The organism is Massilia sp. IC2-278 (genome assembly GCF_020708045.1).
GTDB lineage: Bacteria > Pseudomonadota > Gammaproteobacteria > Burkholderiales > Burkholderiaceae_D > Telluria.
Genome location: NZ_JAJFES010000005.1, coordinates 179965 through 197313, shown reverse-complemented (window position 1 = coordinate 197313; position 17349 = coordinate 179965). Strand labels below are relative to the sequence as shown.

18 protein-coding genes are annotated in these 17349 nt (G+C 63.9%); 11 read left to right on the top strand and 7 right to left on the bottom strand.

Annotated features, from left to right (window positions below; translation table 11 throughout):
* Positions 1-26 precede the first annotated feature (26 nt).
* A complete protein-coding gene (locus LK540_RS12645) occupies positions 27-338 on the bottom strand; it encodes a Flp family type IVb pilin (RefSeq protein ID WP_229437657.1) in 312 nt (103 codons plus the stop codon).
* A gap of 586 nt (positions 339-924) precedes the next feature.
* On the opposite strand from LK540_RS12645, the gene ubiE reads away from it, so the two are divergent.
* The 9 genes from ubiE to nudB all read left to right on the top strand — a co-directional run bounded on the left by ubiE (position 925) and on the right by nudB (position 9471).
* A complete protein-coding gene (ubiE, locus tag LK540_RS12640; protein WP_229437656.1) occupies positions 925-1659 on the top strand; it encodes a bifunctional demethylmenaquinone methyltransferase/2-methoxy-6-polyprenyl-1,4-benzoquinol methylase UbiE in 735 nt (244 codons plus the stop codon).
* Between the two features lie 11 nt (positions 1660-1670).
* Positions 1671-2630 carry a Tim44 domain-containing protein gene (locus LK540_RS12635; RefSeq protein ID WP_229437655.1) on the top strand — a complete coding sequence of 320 codons (960 nt, stop codon included), beginning with the start codon at positions 1671-1673 and terminating at the stop codon, positions 2628-2630.
* 130 nt (positions 2631-2760) lie between these two features.
* Positions 2761-3507, top strand: coding sequence for an SCP2 sterol-binding domain-containing protein (locus LK540_RS12630; protein ID WP_307729176.1), 747 nt, complete (start codon positions 2761-2763; stop codon positions 3505-3507).
* Entirely contained in the window at positions 3507-5078 is a 1572-nt protein-coding gene (gene ubiB, locus LK540_RS12625; RefSeq protein WP_229437654.1) for a ubiquinone biosynthesis regulatory protein kinase UbiB, read from the top strand. Before LK540_RS12630 ends, ubiB begins: the two co-directional genes overlap by 1 nt.
* Position 5079: 1 nt before the next feature.
* Positions 5080-5676 (top strand): methyltransferase domain-containing protein, encoded by a 597-nt coding sequence (locus LK540_RS12620; protein WP_229437653.1) that lies wholly within the window; start codon positions 5080-5082, stop codon positions 5674-5676.
* Between the two features lie 417 nt (positions 5677-6093).
* Positions 6094-6420: an FmdB family zinc ribbon protein gene (locus tag LK540_RS12615; protein ID WP_229437652.1), complete on the top strand. Its 327-nt coding sequence runs from the start codon at positions 6094-6096 to the stop codon at positions 6418-6420.
* Between the two features lie 51 nt (positions 6421-6471).
* Positions 6472-7059 carry a DUF502 domain-containing protein gene (locus LK540_RS12610; RefSeq protein ID WP_229437651.1) on the top strand — a complete coding sequence of 196 codons (588 nt, stop codon included), beginning with the start codon at positions 6472-6474 and terminating at the stop codon, positions 7057-7059.
* Positions 7060-7135: 76 nt separating this feature from the next.
* Positions 7136-8929, top strand: a complete 1794-nt coding sequence (gene aspS, locus LK540_RS12605) for an aspartate--tRNA ligase (protein WP_229437788.1) — start codon at positions 7136-7138, stop codon at positions 8927-8929.
* Between the two features lie 89 nt (positions 8930-9018).
* Entirely contained in the window at positions 9019-9471 is a 453-nt protein-coding gene (nudB, locus tag LK540_RS12600; protein WP_374041358.1) for a dihydroneopterin triphosphate diphosphatase, read from the top strand.
* 4 nt (positions 9472-9475) lie between these two features.
* Here nudB and LK540_RS12595 read toward each other — a convergent pair whose 3' ends face one another.
* Positions 9476-9883, bottom strand: a complete 408-nt coding sequence (locus tag LK540_RS12595) for a hypothetical protein (protein ID WP_229437649.1) — start codon at positions 9881-9883, stop codon at positions 9476-9478.
* 315 nt (positions 9884-10198) lie between these two features.
* Between LK540_RS12595 and LK540_RS12590 the strand changes: the two genes are divergently transcribed.
* Positions 10199-11383 (top strand): hypothetical protein, encoded by a 1185-nt coding sequence (locus LK540_RS12590; RefSeq protein ID WP_229437648.1) that lies wholly within the window; start codon positions 10199-10201, stop codon positions 11381-11383.
* A 141-nt stretch (positions 11384-11524) separates the two neighbouring features.
* Entirely contained in the window at positions 11525-12442 is a 918-nt protein-coding gene (gene epsC / locus LK540_RS12585; RefSeq protein WP_229437647.1) for a serine O-acetyltransferase EpsC, read from the top strand.
* Positions 12443-12518: 76 nt separating this feature from the next.
* On the opposite strand, the gene LK540_RS12580 is transcribed toward epsC, so the two are convergent.
* Genes LK540_RS12580 through LK540_RS12560 form a run of 5 tightly spaced genes read right to left on the bottom strand, consistent with a single transcriptional unit; the run spans position 12519 to position 17327 of the window.
* A complete protein-coding gene (locus LK540_RS12580; RefSeq protein WP_229437646.1) occupies positions 12519-13250 on the bottom strand; it encodes an ABC transporter ATP-binding protein in 732 nt (243 codons plus the stop codon).
* Positions 13247-14080: an ABC transporter permease gene (locus LK540_RS12575; protein ID WP_229437645.1), complete on the bottom strand. Its 834-nt coding sequence runs from the start codon at positions 14078-14080 to the stop codon at positions 13247-13249. Before LK540_RS12575 ends, LK540_RS12580 begins: the two co-directional genes overlap by 4 nt.
* Before the next feature lie 4 nt (positions 14081-14084).
* Positions 14085-15065: an aliphatic sulfonate ABC transporter substrate-binding protein gene (locus LK540_RS12570; RefSeq protein WP_229437644.1), complete on the bottom strand. Its 981-nt coding sequence runs from the start codon at positions 15063-15065 to the stop codon at positions 14085-14087.
* 19 nt (positions 15066-15084) lie between these two features.
* Positions 15085-16506: an LLM class flavin-dependent oxidoreductase gene (locus tag LK540_RS12565; RefSeq protein ID WP_229437643.1), complete on the bottom strand. Its 1422-nt coding sequence runs from the start codon at positions 16504-16506 to the stop codon at positions 15085-15087.
* Positions 16503-17327 (bottom strand): MetQ/NlpA family ABC transporter substrate-binding protein, encoded by an 825-nt coding sequence (locus LK540_RS12560; protein WP_229437642.1) that lies wholly within the window; start codon positions 17325-17327, stop codon positions 16503-16505. Before LK540_RS12560 ends, LK540_RS12565 begins: the two co-directional genes overlap by 4 nt.
* Positions 17328-17349 lie beyond the last annotated feature (22 nt).

Genomic DNA, 17349 nt, shown 5'->3' with positions numbered 1-17349 from the left:
ACAGTGCGGCGCAATCGGGTGATCGCTTATTGCGTGCCGGCCGAGCCAGTCGTCGTCTGGTCGCCGTAGGTGTCGAGGGCACGTTTTTTCTGCGCTGCGGTGGCGGCGGCTGCACCGGCCGTCTTGGCCTTGGTAATGTCTGCCGAGGCGTTATTACCGCCGACTTCGCTGGCGATGGCGCCCATCTGGGTACGTACCGTGGTGCCGAACAACTGGGTGACAGCGATGGCCGATACGGCGATCAGTGCCACGATGATGATGTACTCGGTCATGCCTTGACCGGTTTGTTTGCGCTGTTTGCGCAGGCGCAGTTTCGAGAAGTTAAAAGTGGTACGCATAAGACCTCCTAGTTGATGGAGATCAAAGGCTAGCATTGCGATTTTTCCTGCTCAACCGCGGTTCAATTGAATTGCGTAATTAAATCATGCACTTGTGAAATTTCATTTCCGAAACGGAATGGGGTATATGCAAGCCGGTGCTTAAGCGTCTGTTAAATTTACTGGCGTAAATTGTCGAAGCGAAATTTTTCCTGTGAGCTTGTGTGACATTTATTGGCTGTAAGAAAAAAATTATGCAAAGTAAGTTTCTTTTGTTAAATCCGTTTATTGCTTTTAACAAATATGTGCGAATTGGTGAGAATCCCTTTTCGAACGCCTTTGCGTTTCTCTCTTTATGCGATTTGCATGCGTCATAGGCGAATTAAATGGATTCACTGCTTCTTTTAAGGAAAATTTTTTTCGGGGCTAGTACCACTTCTGCAACAGTATCGTGCGCCCCTTGCACGTGCATGAATTTTGTGCAGGCACGGCGTTTTCAGGCTTCGGCGCTGTGCCGGAAACAGCAGCGTCCGGCTGGCGGCCGGGCACCGGCGCTCCCCGCTCTATGTCGCTTGTATAATGCGGCAAGATCAACCGGCAGAGCACTATGACCAACACCACCCATTTCGGCTACAAAACGGTCTCCGAGGACGACAAGGTCCACGAAGTCGCCAAGGTATTCCACTCGGTCGCGGCGAAATACGACGTGATGAACGATCTCATGTCCGGCGGCCTGCACCGTATCTGGAAAACCTTCACCATCGCCCAGGCCGGCGTGCGTCCGGGCTTCAAGGTGCTCGACATTGCCGGCGGCACCGGCGACCTGTCCAAGGCCTTTGCCAGGCAGGCGGGGCCGAGCGGCGAAGTCTGGCTGACCGACATCAACGAGTCGATGCTGCGCGTGGGCCGCGATCGTCTGTTGAATAAAGGACTAGTCACCCCCACCTTGCTTTGTGACGCAGAGAAGTTGCCGTTCCCGGACAATTATTTCGACCGGGTGAGCGTGGCCTTCGGCCTGCGCAACATGACGCACAAGGATCAGGCATTGGCGGAAATGCGCCGCGTGCTGAAGCCCGGCGGCAAGTTGCTGGTGCTGGAGTTCTCGAAGGTGGCGGCGCCCCTGCAGAAGCCCTACGACCTGTATTCGTTCTCGGTATTGCCATGGCTGGGCCAGCGCATCGCCAACGATTCGGAAAGCTACCGTTACCTGGCCGAATCGATCCGCATGCACCCGGACCAGGAAACGCTGAAGACCATGATGCAGGACGCCGGGCTCGAACGCGTGCAGTACTACAACCTGACGGCGGGTGTGGCAGCCCTGCACACCGGCATCAAGATGTGAGGAGCAAGACGATGAAAAAGTTGCTAGTTGCCGCAGTGCTGGCCTTGACCACCACCGCCATGATCGCCGAAGCCACCGCGCGCCCGATGGGCGGCAAGCGTTCCTTCGGCCGCCAGTCGCAGACCGTGCGCCAGGCGCCGCCGCCGGCCCCGGCCCCGTCCGCCCCGGTCAACCGCCAGGCGGCGCAGCCGAACACGCCGGCCGCCGCGCCTGCGGCTGCCGGCGCCGCCGGCGCCGCTGCTGCGCAGGCGAAACGCCCGAGCATGTGGAAGGGCATCCTGGGCGGCGCGCTGCTCGGCCTCGGTCTCGGCGCCCTGTTCTCGCACCTCGGCATCGGCGGCGCCATGGCGTCCTTCCTGTCGGGCCTGATCATGTTCGCGCTGCTGGCCCTGGCCGTGCTGTTCATCGTGCGCATGTTCCGCCGCAAGGACACGCCGGCAAACCCATCGTTCCAGGGTTTCAACCAGCAGCCGGTTCCGGCGGGCGGCACGCCGGCCATCGGTTCCGGTCTTGGCCAGCCACAATCCTTCCAGGCCCAGCAGCCGGTTGGGAATGTGTCGCTGAACAAGGCGGCCCCGGCGCCGCAAGCCTGGGGCGTGCCGGCCGACTTCGACACCGACGCCTTCCTGCGCCATGCGAAAGCCAGCTTCATCCGCATGCAGGCGGCCTGGGACAAGGGCGACGCCAACGACTTGCGCGAATTCACCACGCCGGAAGTGTTTGCCGAACTGAAGATGCAGATCCAGGAACGCGGCCCGAACGCCGACTACACCGACGTGGTCGAGATCGGCGCCCAGCTGCTGGGCATCGAGACCACGCCGACCGACTACCTGGCCAGCGTGCAGTTCAGCGGCCTGATCCGCACCGCGCCGAATGCGCCGACCGAGCCGCTGAACGAGGTCTGGAACATGTCGAAACCACTGTCGGGCAATGGCGGCTGGGTCCTGGCCGGTATCCAGCAGCTCGCGTAATACTTTTTTTGCAAACTTTCCTGTGCGCCCGGGTTTGTGGCGGGCAAACTGGTAAGATCGAAGCCGCCCGCGCTATGCCGGGCGGCTTTGTTTTTTAGCGAACACATTCATGTTTGGGAATTCAACTTTTTTGTCCCCGCAACGCACCCTGAGCGCGACGGCCAGCGCCACGATCAACCATTTGCTGGCCGGGGAAGACTGGGCGCGCGCAGCGCTGCGCCGCCACCACGGCAAGCTGGCCTGCATCGATACCGGCCACCTGCAGGTGCGTCTGCGCGTGGCCGCCGACGGGCTGCTCGAAGCAGGGGAGCCGGATGCCGTGCCCAGCGTTACCATTCACGTCAAGCTGGCCGACCTGCCGCTGATCGCCCAGAACCGCGAGCGCGCCTTTTCGTATGTGCGCATCGAGGGTGACGCCGAATTCGCGAACACGGTCTCGCAGCTGAGCAAGGGCTTGCGCTGGGAGCCGGAACACGACCTGGAGCGCCTATTCGGCCCGATCGGCGCCATGCGCCTGGCCGGCGGCGCGCGCAGCGCGGTGTCGAATGCCCGCGCCACCGGCCGCCGCCTGGCGGAAAACCTGGCCGAGTTCCTGGTCGAGGAACAGCCGGTGCTGGTGCGCCCGAACGACGTGGAAGAATTCGGCGCCGGCGTGGTGCGCCTGCGCGATGACGTCGAACGCGCCGCGAAACGCATCGCCAAGCTCGAACAGTTACTGGCGCAAAAAACGGCGCAAAAAACGGCGCAAAGTCCGGCGCAACAGCGCGGGTCGGCGGTCATTGTCGCCCCGGCCAATGCCCTCGTGCAGACTCCGGCGCAGCGCGGCGCCGTCATTCCGACAACCCGCCCCAGCGGGGACACTACCCTGGATAGCTGATGATATTGAAATTCCTGCGCCTGCTTAAAATCTTCACGGTCGTCATTAAGTATGGCCTCGATGAAATTGCAATGTCCGGCCTGCGGGTGCCGCGCACCGCCCGCCTCATCAACGGTATCTTTTTCTGGCGCCGCATCACCACGCCGCGTGCGATCCGCCTGCGTCTGGCGCTCGAGGAACTCGGTCCGATCTTCATCAAGTTCGGCCAGGTGCTGTCGACCCGGCGCGATTTGATGCCGCCGGATATCGCCGACGAGCTCTCGCTGCTGCAAGACCGGGTGCCGCCTTTCAGTTCGGACCTGGCGATTGCCCAGATCACCAGGGCGCTCGGCGCCGCGCCCGACCAGTTGTTTGCCAGCTTCGACCCGGTGCCGGTGGCCTCGGCCTCGATTGCGCAGGTGCACTTTGCGACCCTGAAGAACGGGCGCGAAGTGGCCGTGAAAGTGCTGCGGCCGGACATGAAGAAGACCATCGACGAAGACATCGCCCTGATGTACATCGCGACCGGCCTGATCGAAAAGGTATGGGCCGAAAGCCGCCGCCTGAAGCCGCGCGAAGTCGTGGCCGAGTTCGACAAGTATCTGCACGACGAGCTCGACCTCATGCGCGAGGCGGCGAACGCCAGCCAGCTGCGCCGCAACTTTGCCGACTCGACCTTGCTGATGGTGCCGGAAATGTTCTGGGACTATTGCTCGAGCAGCGTGATCGTGATGGAGCGCATGCGCGGTATTCCGGTGTCGCAGATCGACCGCCTGGCGGCCGAAGGCGTGGACCTGAAAAAGCTCTCCAGCGATGGCGTGGAAATTTTTTTCACTCAAGTGTTCCGCGACGGATTCTTCCATGCTGACATGCACCCGGGGAACATCCTGGTCTCGGTGGAGCCGGAAAGTTTTGGGCGCTACATTGCGCTGGACTTCGGCATTGTCGGCACCCTGAACGACTTCGACAAGGATTACCTGTCGCAGAACTTCCTGGCTTTCTTCCGCCGCGACTACAAGCGCGTGGCCGAGGCCCACATCGAATCGGGCTGGGCGCCGCGCGATACCCGCGTGGACGAACTCGAATCGGCGGTGCGCGCCTGCTGCGAACCGATCTTCGACCGGCCATTGAAAGACATTTCCTTTGGCCAGATTTTGCTGCGCCTGTTCCAGACCTCGCGCCGCTTCAATGTCGAAGTCCAGCCGCAGCTGGTGCTGCTGCAAAAGACCCTGCTCAACATCGAAGGCCTGGGGCGCCAGCTCGATCCGGACCTGGATTTGTGGAAGACCGCGAAGCCCTACCTGGAGCGCTGGATGACCGAGCAGGTGGGCTGGCGCGGCCTTGTCGAGCGCTTCAAGGCCGAGGCGCCGCGCTATTCCCACATCTTCCCGCAACTGCCGCGCCTGATGCACCAGGCGCTGGAACACCATTCGCATCCGCATGGGGCGACCAACCACGAGATGATGCAGCAGGTGCTGATGGAAGTACGGCGCAGCAATCGCCTGCTCGGCTTCCTGGCCTGGCTTGCGGGCGGGATCACGTCGGGGATCTTGTTCGCAGCCTTATTGACGCGTTACGGCGGCGCAGCCTGAGATGGTGGACTTCGCCAGCCGCGATCCCTTGACGCCCGGTTTCTGGGACGAGCGTTTCGACAAGGCGTTCACGCCTTGGGAGCGCGGTGGCGTGCCGCAGGGCTTGCGTGCGTTCGTGGCCCGTATGCCCCGGCCCATGAGCGCGCTGATTCCGGGTTGCGGCAGCGGGCGTGAGCTGGCGTTCCTGATGGATGCAGGCTGGGATGCGACGGCGATCGACTTTTCGCCGGCTGCGGTGCAGCTGGCGCGTCAAGCGGTTGGGCAGTGGGCGGGTAGGGTGGTGGAGGCGGATTTCTTTGCCTATGCGCCGCCGCGTGTGCTGGACCTGATTTATGAACAGGCTTTCCTGTGTGCGATGCCGCCAGCGATGTGGCCACGGATTGCGGCGCGCTGGGCCGAACTGCTGCCGGCTGATGGCTTGTTGGCTGGGTTCTTTTTCTTTGGCGAATCGCCGAAAGGGCCGCCGTTCGGCATCGCCCGCGCCGCACTGGACGAATTGCTGCTGCCGCATTTCGAGTGCATCGAAGACAGCGAGGTCGTCGACTCCATTCCCGTCTTCGCCGGCAAGGAACGCTGGATGGTCTGGCGCCGCCGTTGAGCGGTGAGCGTATGCGCTGTCCAGGCGTCTATCGTTAGCGGCAAGATCATCGATTGCAGCATGCAATCCGTCTAAACAAAAAAACGCCCGCATGCGCGGGCTTTTCGAAGTACATCGTTCTTGTACGGCCATGCGGCGACTCGCGTCGCGCAAACTTCTGTTTCTTGACTCTTTCACCTGGCAGGTTCTTCCGACCTGCCGGTAACGCATCCCGTTGAGAGATGATATTTAATCACCTTAGTTGATTTTCGGCAAACGGATCACGCTAAATGCTGATTAAAAACAACACTACTCCGCTTCGGGAATGGTATGCCGGCCTACCCACTTGCCCCGGCACGGGCCCTTTCCAGCGAATCGGCAACGTGGGCGACAAAAGCTTTATAATTCAGGGTTTTGAAGATTTTTGCGGAGTATCCAATGCCGATTTACGCTTACCGCTGCGATGAATGCGGTTTTTCCAAAGATGTGCTGCAAAAAATTTCCGATCCGGTGCTGACCGATTGCCTGTCTTGCGGCAAGCCTGCGTTCAAGAAGCAGGTGACCGCGGCCGGCTTCCAGCTGAAAGGCACCGGCTGGTACGTGACCGACTTCCGTGGCGGCAAAGCGCCTGCCACCGGCACCGCGCCGGCCACGCCGTCGGAGTCCGCGCCGGCCACGAGCGCCGCCCCGGCCGCGTCGTCGAGCGACAGCACGCCCGCCGCCGCGCCGGCCGCCAAGGCGCCGACCGGCACCAGCAAGACCTGATGTATTCTCCTGCGGCCTCCGCGCCGCAGCAATAAGAACAACGAGAACCCGATGCGCAAATACTTTCTTACCGGCTTGCTGATCCTGGTTCCCCTGGCGATTACCGCCTGGGTCCTGAGCATGGTCATCGGTACGCTCGACCAGTCGCTGCTGTTCGTCCCGGCGCGCTGGCAGCCGCGCGCCCTGTTCGGCTTCGACATTCCCGGCATCGGCGCGATCCTGACGATCGCCATCGTCTTCCTGACCGGCCTGCTGACGAACAACCTGGTCGGCGGCTACGTCGTGCGCCTGGGCGAGCGCCTTCTGAAACGCATTCCGGTCGTCAGCTCGCTGTACGGCAGCGTCAAGCAGGTGTCCGACACGCTGTTCTCGTCCTCGGGCAACGCCTTCCGCCAGGCGGTGTTGATTCCCTATCCGCACGCGGATTCCTACACGATCGCTTTCGTCACCGGTGCGCCGGGCGGCGACGTGAAGAACCACCTGGTCGGCGAGTACCTGAGCGTGTATGTGCCGACGACCCCGAACCCGACTTCCGGCTTCTTCCTGATGATGGAACGCAGCAAGGTCGTCGAGCTGGACATGACGGTCGACGCCGCCCTGAAATACATCGTCTCGATGGGTGTTGTCGCTCCCGAATAAAGCAAATTAGCATCAAGGCCGCTGTAGCAAGTGGCAACCGATATACCAACCTGGAATAGAGAAAAATATGTCCTCCATGCGTACCAACTACTGCGGCCTCGTCACCGAAGAACTGCTGGGCCAAACCGTCAGCCTGTGCGGCTGGGTGCATCGCCGCCGCGACCACGGTGGCGTCATCTTCATCGACCTGCGCGACCGCGAAGGCCTGGTGCAGGTCGTCTGCCATCCGGACAATGCGGATGTCTTCAAGGCCGCCGAGCACGTGCGTAACGAGTACTGCCTGCGCATCACCGGCACCGTCGTGAACCGCCTGGAAGGTACCGCCAACGCCAACCTGAAATCGGGCAAGATCGAAATCAACACCTCGCAGCTCGAAGTGCTGAACGCCTCGGTGCCGGTGCCGTTCCAGCTGGACGACGACAACCTGTCGGAAACCACCCGCCTGACCCACCGCGTGCTGGACCTGCGCCGCAACCAGATGCAGCACAACCTGCGCCTGCGCTACAAAGTGTCGATGGAAGTGCGCAAGTACCTCGACAACCTGGGCTTCATCGACATCGAAACCCCGATGCTGACCAAGTCGACCCCGGAAGGCGCCCGCGACTACCTGGTGCCGTCGCGCGTGAACCCAGGCAACTTCTTCGCGCTGCCGCAATCGCCGCAGCTGTTCAAGCAGCTGCTGATGGTCGCCAACTTCGACCGTTACTACCAGATCACCAAGTGCTTCCGCGACGAAGACCTGCGCGCCGACCGCCAGCCGGAATTCACCCAGATCGACTGCGAAACCTCGTTCCTGACCGAACAGGAAATCCGTGACCTGTTCGAAGACATGATGCGCGTCGTCTTCAAGAACGCAGCCGGCATCGACCTGCCGAACCCGTTCCCGGTGATGGACTTCGCCACCGCCATGGGCTCCTACGGTTCGGACAAGCCGGACATGCGCGTCAAGCTGGAATTCACCGAACTGACCGAACTGATGAAGTCGGTCGAGTTCAAGGTGTTCAACAGCGCCGCCAACATGGCCGGTGGCCGCGTGGTCGGCATGCGCGTGCCGCAGGGCGCGTCGATGCCGCGTTCGGAAATCGACGCGTACACCCAGTTCGTCGCCATCTACGGCGCCAAGGGCCTGGCCTACATCAAGGTCAACGAGAAGGCCAAAGGCCGTGACGGCCTGCAGTCGCCGATCGTCAAGAACATCTCGGACGACGTCCTCACCCAGATCCTGGAACTGACCAAAGCCGAAGACGGCGACCTGATCTTCTTCGGCGCCGACAAGGCGAAAGTCGTGAACGATGCCATCGGCGCGCTGCGCGTGAAGATCGGCCACTCGGAATTCGGCAAGAAAGCCGGCCTGTTCGACGACGTCTGGGCGCCGCTGTGGGTCATCGACTTCCCGATGTTCGAATACGACGAAGACGGCGACCGCTGGAACGCCACCCACCACCCGTTCACCGCACCGAAGGACGGCCACGAAGACATGCTCGAGACCAACCCGGGCGCCTGCGTTGCCAAGGCCTACGACATGGTCCTGAACGGCTGGGAACTGGGCGGCGGTTCGATCCGTATCCACCGCGAAGAAGTCCAGAGCAAAGTGTTCCGCGCCCTGAAGATCGACGCCGAAGAAGCGCAACTGAAGTTCGGCTTCCTGCTCGACGCCCTGCAATACGGCGCGCCGCCGCACGGTGGCCTGGCCTTCGGCCTGGACCGCCTGATCACGCTGATGACCGGTTCGGAATCGATCCGCGACGTGATCGCCTTCCCGAAAACCCAGCGCGCGCAGGATCTGCTGACCAATGCACCGTCGGAAGTGGACGAGAAGCAGCTGAAAGAGCTGCATATCCGCCTGCGTAACGAGCCGAAAGTCGGTTAATCACGCCCGGCTGTATGGCTGGGTAGAATAGAGGCCGGAACCTGTCATGGGTTCCGGCCTTTTTTATGCGTTTCACGGAGTGTTCGAGCGTGCACAAGATTCCCGAGTCGGTCCTGGTTGTCATCCATACGGTTGACCTGGAAGTGCTGTTGATCGAACGCGCCGACCGGCCCGGCTTCTGGCAATCGGTAACGGGTTCGCTCGATGCGCTCGACGAACCGCTGCTGCAGACGGCTGCGCGCGAGCTGTTCGAGGAAACGGGGATTGTTGCCGATGGGGATACAATCCGCCTGATGGACTGGGGATTGTCAAATATTTACGAGATCTATCCGACCTGGCGCCACCGCTACGCGCCGGGCGTGACACATAACACCGAGCACGTGTTCTCGGTCTGCGTGCCGCGCGATATTCCCATCACCCTCAGTCCGCGCGAGCATGTGCAGTACGCCTGGCTGCCGCTACTGGAGGCGGCCGACCGCTGCTTCTCGTCGTCGAATGCCGAGGCGGTGCTGCAATTGCCCCGGCACTTCAAGCAGCGCTGAAGGCTTAGCGCCAGCAGCTCAGGCGCAGCGTGTCGTTTTCGCGTGCGGAAATCTGGGTAGGACGGTCGTTGCCGCAGCGGTAGACAATGTTCAGTTGTTTCCCGGTATTGCGCTTCGGATCGCCGCACAGGTGGTTGCCGGCCACAACCAGGCCACCATTGCGTTCGGCTTCCTGGCGCACCGCACGGCGGGCATCGCACATGGCGCCACGCACGCCATAGGTCGCTTCCTCGATCGTCAGGCGATCGCGGCCGTGGCCGCCGCGGCCACCGTCACGCGCATCGCGCTGGCCGGCAGCGTAACCGTCGTCGTAGCCGCGGCGGTACTCGGCGCTCTGGGCAAACGCGGAAGAGGATGCGGCGGTCAGTGCCAGCACGAGGGCGATGCGTTGGATGTTTTGATTGAATCGCATTTTTCTACTCCAGGGGTTCAGTGGTGGAACGATGCCAGCGTAATGGTGGTCTGCGCTGTAAGTACGGCTATAGTGTGTCAGCAAAAGCCGGCTGACGGTATCGCGCTCGCTGTAAGAAAAGTGTCAATCTGTAAGCGCTCGCCCTGTCATATCAGCTAGTCAACTTTTGCCGGCAGCAAGGTTATACTGTTTGGAAACATTTTGCCAACTGAAGCAGAAGGGTTTCCGATGCAGATACGTGTCGTCGTCATGGTGATGCTCGCTTGCATCGTCGTTCCACATGCTGTCGCCCAGACGCGCCTGCCGGAAACCTATATGGAGCGCCTGAAAACGGCGGAAGCGGCGACCGCGCCGCTACCGGCCGCCGTTCTCGGTCGGGGCGATGTGCCGAACGGCAGCGACCCCGCCCTGGACAAGCTGGTGCTGCAACACGGCAGCCAGCTGCAGATGCTTGGCACGGCGCGTTCCTTCGTCGGCGATACCGATGGGGCAATGGCCGTCTTCGATGTCTTGCGGCGGCGCCAGCCGCGCCATTCACCCGCCATCGTGCGCCAGATGGCGCTGCTGGAACATGCCGCGGCGGAAGAGGCGATTGCGGCGATCGTACGCGAGGCACGCACCAAACGGATCGTGCTCATCAACGAGGCCCACCACGTGCCCCTGCACCGGGCCTTCGCCCAGCGCCTAGCCGCCGAGCTGAGGAAGATCGGCTACACCTACCTGGCCTGCGAGACCTTCAACGCCCTTGGCGCCCAGGCGGCAAACGAGAAACGCTATGTTGCCCGCAATGCGGGTTATTACACGAGCGAGCCGGTGTTCGCCGGGTTCGTCAATGCCGCGCTGGCCGATGGCTGGACGCTCGTTCCCTACGAGTTCGAGGATATCCGCGCCCGGACGCCGGCCGAGCAACTGCGTCTGCGCGAAGAGATGCAGGCGCGAAATTTGGTCGATCGTATCTTTGCCAAGGATAAGGATGCCAAAGTGCTGGTGTTGGTTGGCTATTCCCACCATCACAAGTCGCCCGAAGCCGAACCGAAGACGATCTTGATGGGCGAACACTTGCGCCGGATGAGCGGCCTGCCGTCGCTGCACGTCGAGCAGGTCGACTTCATCGCCCATCCCGATCCGGCCGACGACAACCCGCTGTATGCGCCGCTGCTGGCCACCTATCCATCCCAGGGGCCAATTGTCCTGCGCAATGAAGATGGCAGCTATCCGATCCTGTTGGGCGTGAACGGACGGATCGACATGCAGGTGATTCACCCGCGCTATCCGATCCGGGACGGAAGGCCCGGCTGGCTGGTGTCGCTGGCCGGGCGCACGGCGGTGCCGATTCCGGCCAGGCTGCTGCCGTCCAGCGGGCGGCGCGTGATCAAGGCGACCCCGGCCAGCGCGCCGGAGGATGCGGTGCCGACCGACATCGTGCTGGTGGAAGCGGGCAAGCCGGCGCCGGCCTTGATGCTGAAGAAGGAGCCGTATCGCTTTTCCTATGAAGAATGACCGCGGATAGAAGAATCACCGCGGATGCCGCTGCGTTAGAGAAATTTCCTACTCTCAAGAAGGCGCGATGGCATTGTTCTGGAATAAAGAAGTGTAATTAAAATCGTTCGTGCGGCGGGCATGTTGGAGTAGGCTGGATGCATGAACGACAACCACTTCCCCCCGGCCGGCGCCAACCACTGGCAGCTCGGCCCCATCATCGAAGCGCTGCGCAATTCGCGCGAGAACACCCATAACATCCGCCACCAGGGCCGGGTGCGCGAGCTGCCGTCGCGCGAGGTCCTGAAGCAGGTGATCGAGGGCATCTCGGCGGCGCTGTTTCCCACCCATTACGGCCGCCCGGACCTGAACGACGAGAGCATCGACTACTTTGTCGGCGACACGCTGAACGTGGCGCTGGACCGCCTGGTCGAGCAGGTGCGCCGCGCGCTGCGCTTCAGTCCGGAATCCGAGGAATTGAGCGAGGCCGAGCTGGCCGAGCAGGCGCGCGCCATCACGCGCACCTTTGCCGCCAGCCTGCCGGATATCCGCGCACTGCTGGTGTCCGACGTGCAGGCGGCGCTGGCCGGCGACCCGGCCGCCAGTTCGGTGGCCGAGATCATGCTGTGCTACCCCGGCACCATCGCCGTGCTCTACCACCGCCTGGCGCACTGCCTGCACCGGCTCGGCGTGCCTTTCCTGGCGCGCCTGGGCGCCGACATCGCGCACACGCTCACCGGCATCGACATCCATCCGGCCGCCCAGATCGGCCCGAGCTTCTTCATCGACCACGGCACCGGGGTGGTGATTGGGGAAACGGCCATCATCGGCCGCCATGTGCGCCTGTACCAGGCCGTGACCCTCGGTGCGCGCCGCTTCCCGACCGACGACAGCGGGGCGCTGGTAAAAGGCGCGCCGCGCCATCCGATCGTCGAGGACGACGTCGTGATTTATGCCGGCGCGACCATCCTCGGCCGTATCACGGTGGGGGCGGGGTCGACCATCGGCGGGAATGTCTGGCTCACGCAAAGCGTGGCGCCGGGCAGCAACGTCACGCAGGCGCAGATGCGCGGCGCCTGACGCTGGCGCGGGCCGCCCCGGGCTGTGGCTAGCGGCCAGGTGGCATGAACCGGGTGCAAGCTCGGGGAGACCAGCCTCAGATCGCGTGCACCGCGTGCAAACTCTCCAGGATGGCCGGCTTCAGGGTGGACGTAGCCAGCACGGCGCGTTCGCGCGGCCGTGTGTGATCGACCTCAAACTCGGCGCGCGCCGGACCGGGCACGCCGTCCATCAGCACGATGCGGTCGCTCAGGTACAGCGCTTCGTCGATATCGTGCGTCACCAGCAGCACGCTCAGGCGATGTTGTTCGGCCACGCGCGCCAGCAGGTCCTGCAGGCGCATGCGGGTGAATGCGTCCACGGCCGAAAACGGTTCGTCCAGCAGCAGCACGCGCGGCCGGGTGTAGAGCCCGCGCGCAATCGCCACGCGCTGGGCCTGGCCGCCGGAGAGCTGTTTCGGCAGCGACTTGCCAAAGCCGCTCAATCCCACTTCTTCGAGCAGCGCGGACACGCGGCCGGCATCCGGCGCATCCGGCGCACCGAACACGATGTTCTGTTCCACCGTCAGCCAGGGGAACAATCGCGGTTCCTGGAAGATCAGGCCGATCTCGGCATGGGTGCCGCGTATCGCGCCGCCGCGCAGGCGCACGCTGCCTCGATACTGGCCATCGAGGCCGGCCGCTATCGACAGCAGGCTGCTCTTGCCGCAGCCGCTGGCGCCGATCAGGCTCACCACTTCGCCCGGCGCCAATCGCAGGTGAAAACCACGCAGCACCGTGCGCGTGCCATAGCGCTTCTCGTCGACGCCAAGCTCGAGCAGGGCCGTCATCGCGCGCCCCGGTTCGCATAGCTGTCGCGCCAGGACAGCAGGCGCGCTTCGAGCGCACCCATGGCCGTGTCGCTGACCTTACCCAACAAGGCCAGCAGCACGATGGCCGCCAGCATGATGTCGGCGCGGCTCGATTCGCGTCCGTCCGACAGCAGGTAGCCCAGGCCCTGGCTGGCCGCGATCAGTTCGGCCGCCACCATGAACATCCACGCCAGGCTCAGGCCATTGCGTAGGCCCGTGAGCACGGCCGGCAGCGCCGCCGGCAGCAGCACGCGGCGGGCGAGTGCCAGCGGCGACAGGCGGTACAGCTGGCCCACTTCGAGCAGCTTGCGATCGACGCCGCGAATGCCCGACACCACGCCCATGTAGACCGGGAAGAAGGCGCCGATGGCGATCAGGATCAGCTTCGGCGTCTCGTCGATGCCGAACCAGAGCAGCAGCAGCGGCACCCAGGCCAGCGAGGGAATCGCGCGCAGGGCCTGGAAGCTGGGGTCGAGCAGGCGTTCGGTGCGCGGGTTCAGCGCCACTGCCGCGCCCAGCGCCAGGGCCAGGCTGGCGCCGATGGCAAAACCGGCCGCCACGCGCAAGCAGCTGCTGGCCAGGTGGCCGGGCAAGCCGTTCTGCGCCAGCCAGGCCAGGGTGGTGGCGATCTCGCTCGGCGCCGGCATCAGGTTGGCCGGCACCAGGCTGTTGCGTACGCCGAACTCCAACGCTGCTACGGCCAGCAAGGGCAGCAGCAGGCCAAGCGGCAAGCGCCAGGGTTTGCGCGGCGCCGGCGCGGACGCAGGCAGGGGCAAGGGCAGGGGTAGGTTCGTCGATTGCGGCTTCATGGGTTCAAGCGCGTGCAATCAGCGGCTGCGCGAAGCGGGTGTCGATCAGGCCGGCGATGGCCGCGTTCAGGTCGGTGCCGGGTTTCACCAGCGATTCCTCGCGCAGGATGGGGGCGGCCAGTTGCAGCGCCTTCAGGTGTTCGTTCGAGGGCTGCGGATTACTAAAGTCGCTGCGCAGCTTCACCTGCAACAGGGCCACCGGCAGCGACACCTTGGCCTCGCTTGCGAGGATCTTCGCCGCTTCGCTCGGATTGGCGCGGGTCCAGAGGCGCGCCTTTTCATACGCTGCGATCACGCGCGCGGTCTGCTGCGGATACTTGGCCAGGAACTCTTCGCGCACATTCAAAAAGCCGTAGGTATTGAACGACACGTTCCGGTACAGCAGGCGGGCGCCGCCTTCGAGTTCGGCCGCGGCCATGTGCGGGTCGAGCCCGGCCCAGGCATCGACGCGGCCCTGTTCCAGCGCCGCGCGCCCATCCGCATGCTGCAGGGCGACGTGTTCGATGTCGCTGCGTCGCAAGCCCACGCTTTGCAGGGAGCGCAGCAGGAACAAATAGGGATCGGTGCCCTTGGTGGCCGCCACCTTCTTGCCCTTCAAATCGGCCAGGGTGCGGATAGGCGAGTTCTTCGGCACCACCAGCGCCGTCCATTCCGGGCGCGAATAAATGTAGGGCGTCTTGATCGGGTTGCCGTTGGCCTTGGCCAGCAGGGCAGCCAGGCCGGCGCTGGAGCCGATGTCGATGCTGTTCGCGTTCAGGTATTCGAGGGCGCGGTTGCTGCCGGCGCTGAGCACCCATTTCACGCGCGTACCGTCGGCCTTGAACGCATCTTCCAGCCAGCCGAAGTGGCGCAGCACCAGGCTGGTGGGCGAATAGTAGGCGTAGTCCAGGCGCAGTTCTTCCAGGTTGGCGGCGCGGCTGGCCAGGGGGAGGGCGGAGAGGGCAGCGCCGCTGGCGGCAAGCTGGAGCAGGCTTCGTCGTTTCATGTTCTTCTTCTTTCGTGGTTCAGGCTGCGGAGCGCAGCGCGGTGTCGGTGGGCGATGCTTCGATCCTGACCTGGCGGCCCGGGTGATCGGGCGCCAGGCGCGGGCCGGCGCCAAGCAGTTGCTCGCGCAGGGTGGCGCTTTCCTTATCCTGCCGATAGCGGCCGCGCCGCTTCAGCTCCGGCACCACCAGCTCCACCACGCCCTGCATGTCCTCGTAAGGCAGGGCAAAGGCGAGGTTGAAGCCGTCGATGCCGGTCTCGTCGAGCCAGTCGACCAGCTGGTCGGCCACTTGCGCCGCGTCGCCGACGAGCACTGGCCCGCGCCCGCCCAGGCCGATGAAGCGCGCCGCTTCGCGCACCGTCCAGCGGCGCGACGGATCGGCCACGCTGAGCGAGGCCAGCGCCGAGCGGCCGGCTTCGGTGTCGATGTATTCGACCGTGTCGTCCAGGCCATAGCGCGAGAAGTCGACGCCGGTCCAGCCCGAGAGCAGGGTCAGCGAGGCTTCGATATCGATGTATTCCTCGTACTCACGCAGGCGCGCCCGGGCCTCGGCTTCGGTGGCGCCGACGATGACCAGCGCCTGGGCATACACGCGCAGGGCAGCCGGGTCGCGGCCAGCGGCCTGGACGGCGGCGCGGGCGCTGTCCACATAACGCTGCACGATGCCTTTCGTCGGCCCGCTGACAAACGTCGCTTCCGCATGGCGCGCAGCGAATTCCAGCCCGCGCTTCGAGGCGCCGGCCTGGTACAGGAAGGGCGTGCGCTGCGGCGACGGTTCGCACAGGTGGATGCCCGGCACCGTGTAGTACTGGCCCTGGTGGTTGATCGGGTGCACGCGGCTTGGGTCGGTGTAGACGCCGCGTTCGCGGTCGCGCAGCACGGCATCCTCGTCCCAGCTCTTTTCCCAGAGTTTGTAGACGACGTCCAGGTATTCCTCGGCCAGGTCATAGCGCGCGTCGTGGCCGAGCTGGCGCTCCTGGCCCAGGTTGCGCGCCGCGCTGTCGAGGTAGCCGGTGACGATGTTCCAGCCGACCCGGCCGCCGCTCAGGTGGTCCAGCGTCGACATGCGCCGCGCAAAGGTGTACGGGTGCTCGTAGGTCACGGCCGCGGTCACGCCGATGCCCAGCCTTGTGGTGGCGTGGGCGATCAGCGGCACCAGCGCCAGCGGGTCGTTCAGCGGCAGCTGCACGCCGTGCTTCAGGGCGGCGTCGAGATTGCCGCCGTAGACGTCGTAGGCGCCCAGCACGTCGGCCAGGAAGATCGCATCGAAGCCGCCCGCTTCCAGCAACTGCGCCAGTTCGACCCAGTAGCCGGCGCCGGCATACCCCGCGCTGTCGCTGCGCGGATGGCGCCACAGGCCCGGCGACTGGTGACTCGGGGTGTTCATCTGGAAGGCGTTGAAGCGGACCGGCTTCAACGCATGCGGCTTCGCTTCGCTCATTTCGCGCTCTTCTCCAGCGCCAGCTGGTAATCGGTCTTGGCGTAGTCGGCGAACCGCTGGTTCGTCACCGCCAGGAACTCGCGCGAGCGGTAGGCCGCGGCGATATCCTTTGCAAACTGCTTGTCCTTGTCGGCCGTGCGCACCGCCACCAGGTTGGCGTAGCTCGGCGAAATCTTCTCGGTGCGCAGGGCATCCTTCAGCTTCAGGCCCGAGGCCAGGGCAAAGTTCCCGTTCACGAAGGCGTAGTCGGCATCCTGCAGGGAGCGCGGCAATTGCGCGGCTTCCAGCGGCAGCAGCTTGATGCCTTTCAGGTTCTGCGCGATGTCCTTTTCCGACGCCTTGATCGGGTCGATGCCCGGTTTCAGCTTGACCCAGCCGATCTGGTCCAGCATCACGAGCGCGCGCGCCTGGTTGGTCGGGTCGTTCGGCAGCGCCACCGTGGTGCCGGCTTTGACCTCGTTCAGCGACTTGTGCTTGTGGCTGTAGATGGCGATCGGCGCGGTCGGGATCTTGATCAGCTCCGACAGCGGCAGCTTGTGCTGCTCGGCGAAGCGGGTCAGGTAGATGATGTGCTGGAAGATGTTGGCGTCGAGCGCGCCTTCGGCCAGCGCGAAGTTCGGCTGGATGTAGTCGTTGAACTCGACCAGCTTGACCTTGTAGCCCTGCTTTTCCAGGATCGGCTTGATGCCGAAGCGGACCTGGTCGGCGTAGGGGCCGGCGCTGGTGCCGATCACCAGTTCCTTCGGGTCCTTGGCATGGACGGCGCCGGCGACAAGCAATGACAGCGAAGCGGCAAGCAGGGTGCGGCGATGGAAGCGCATGGTAGTCCTTTTTATTGGAAGA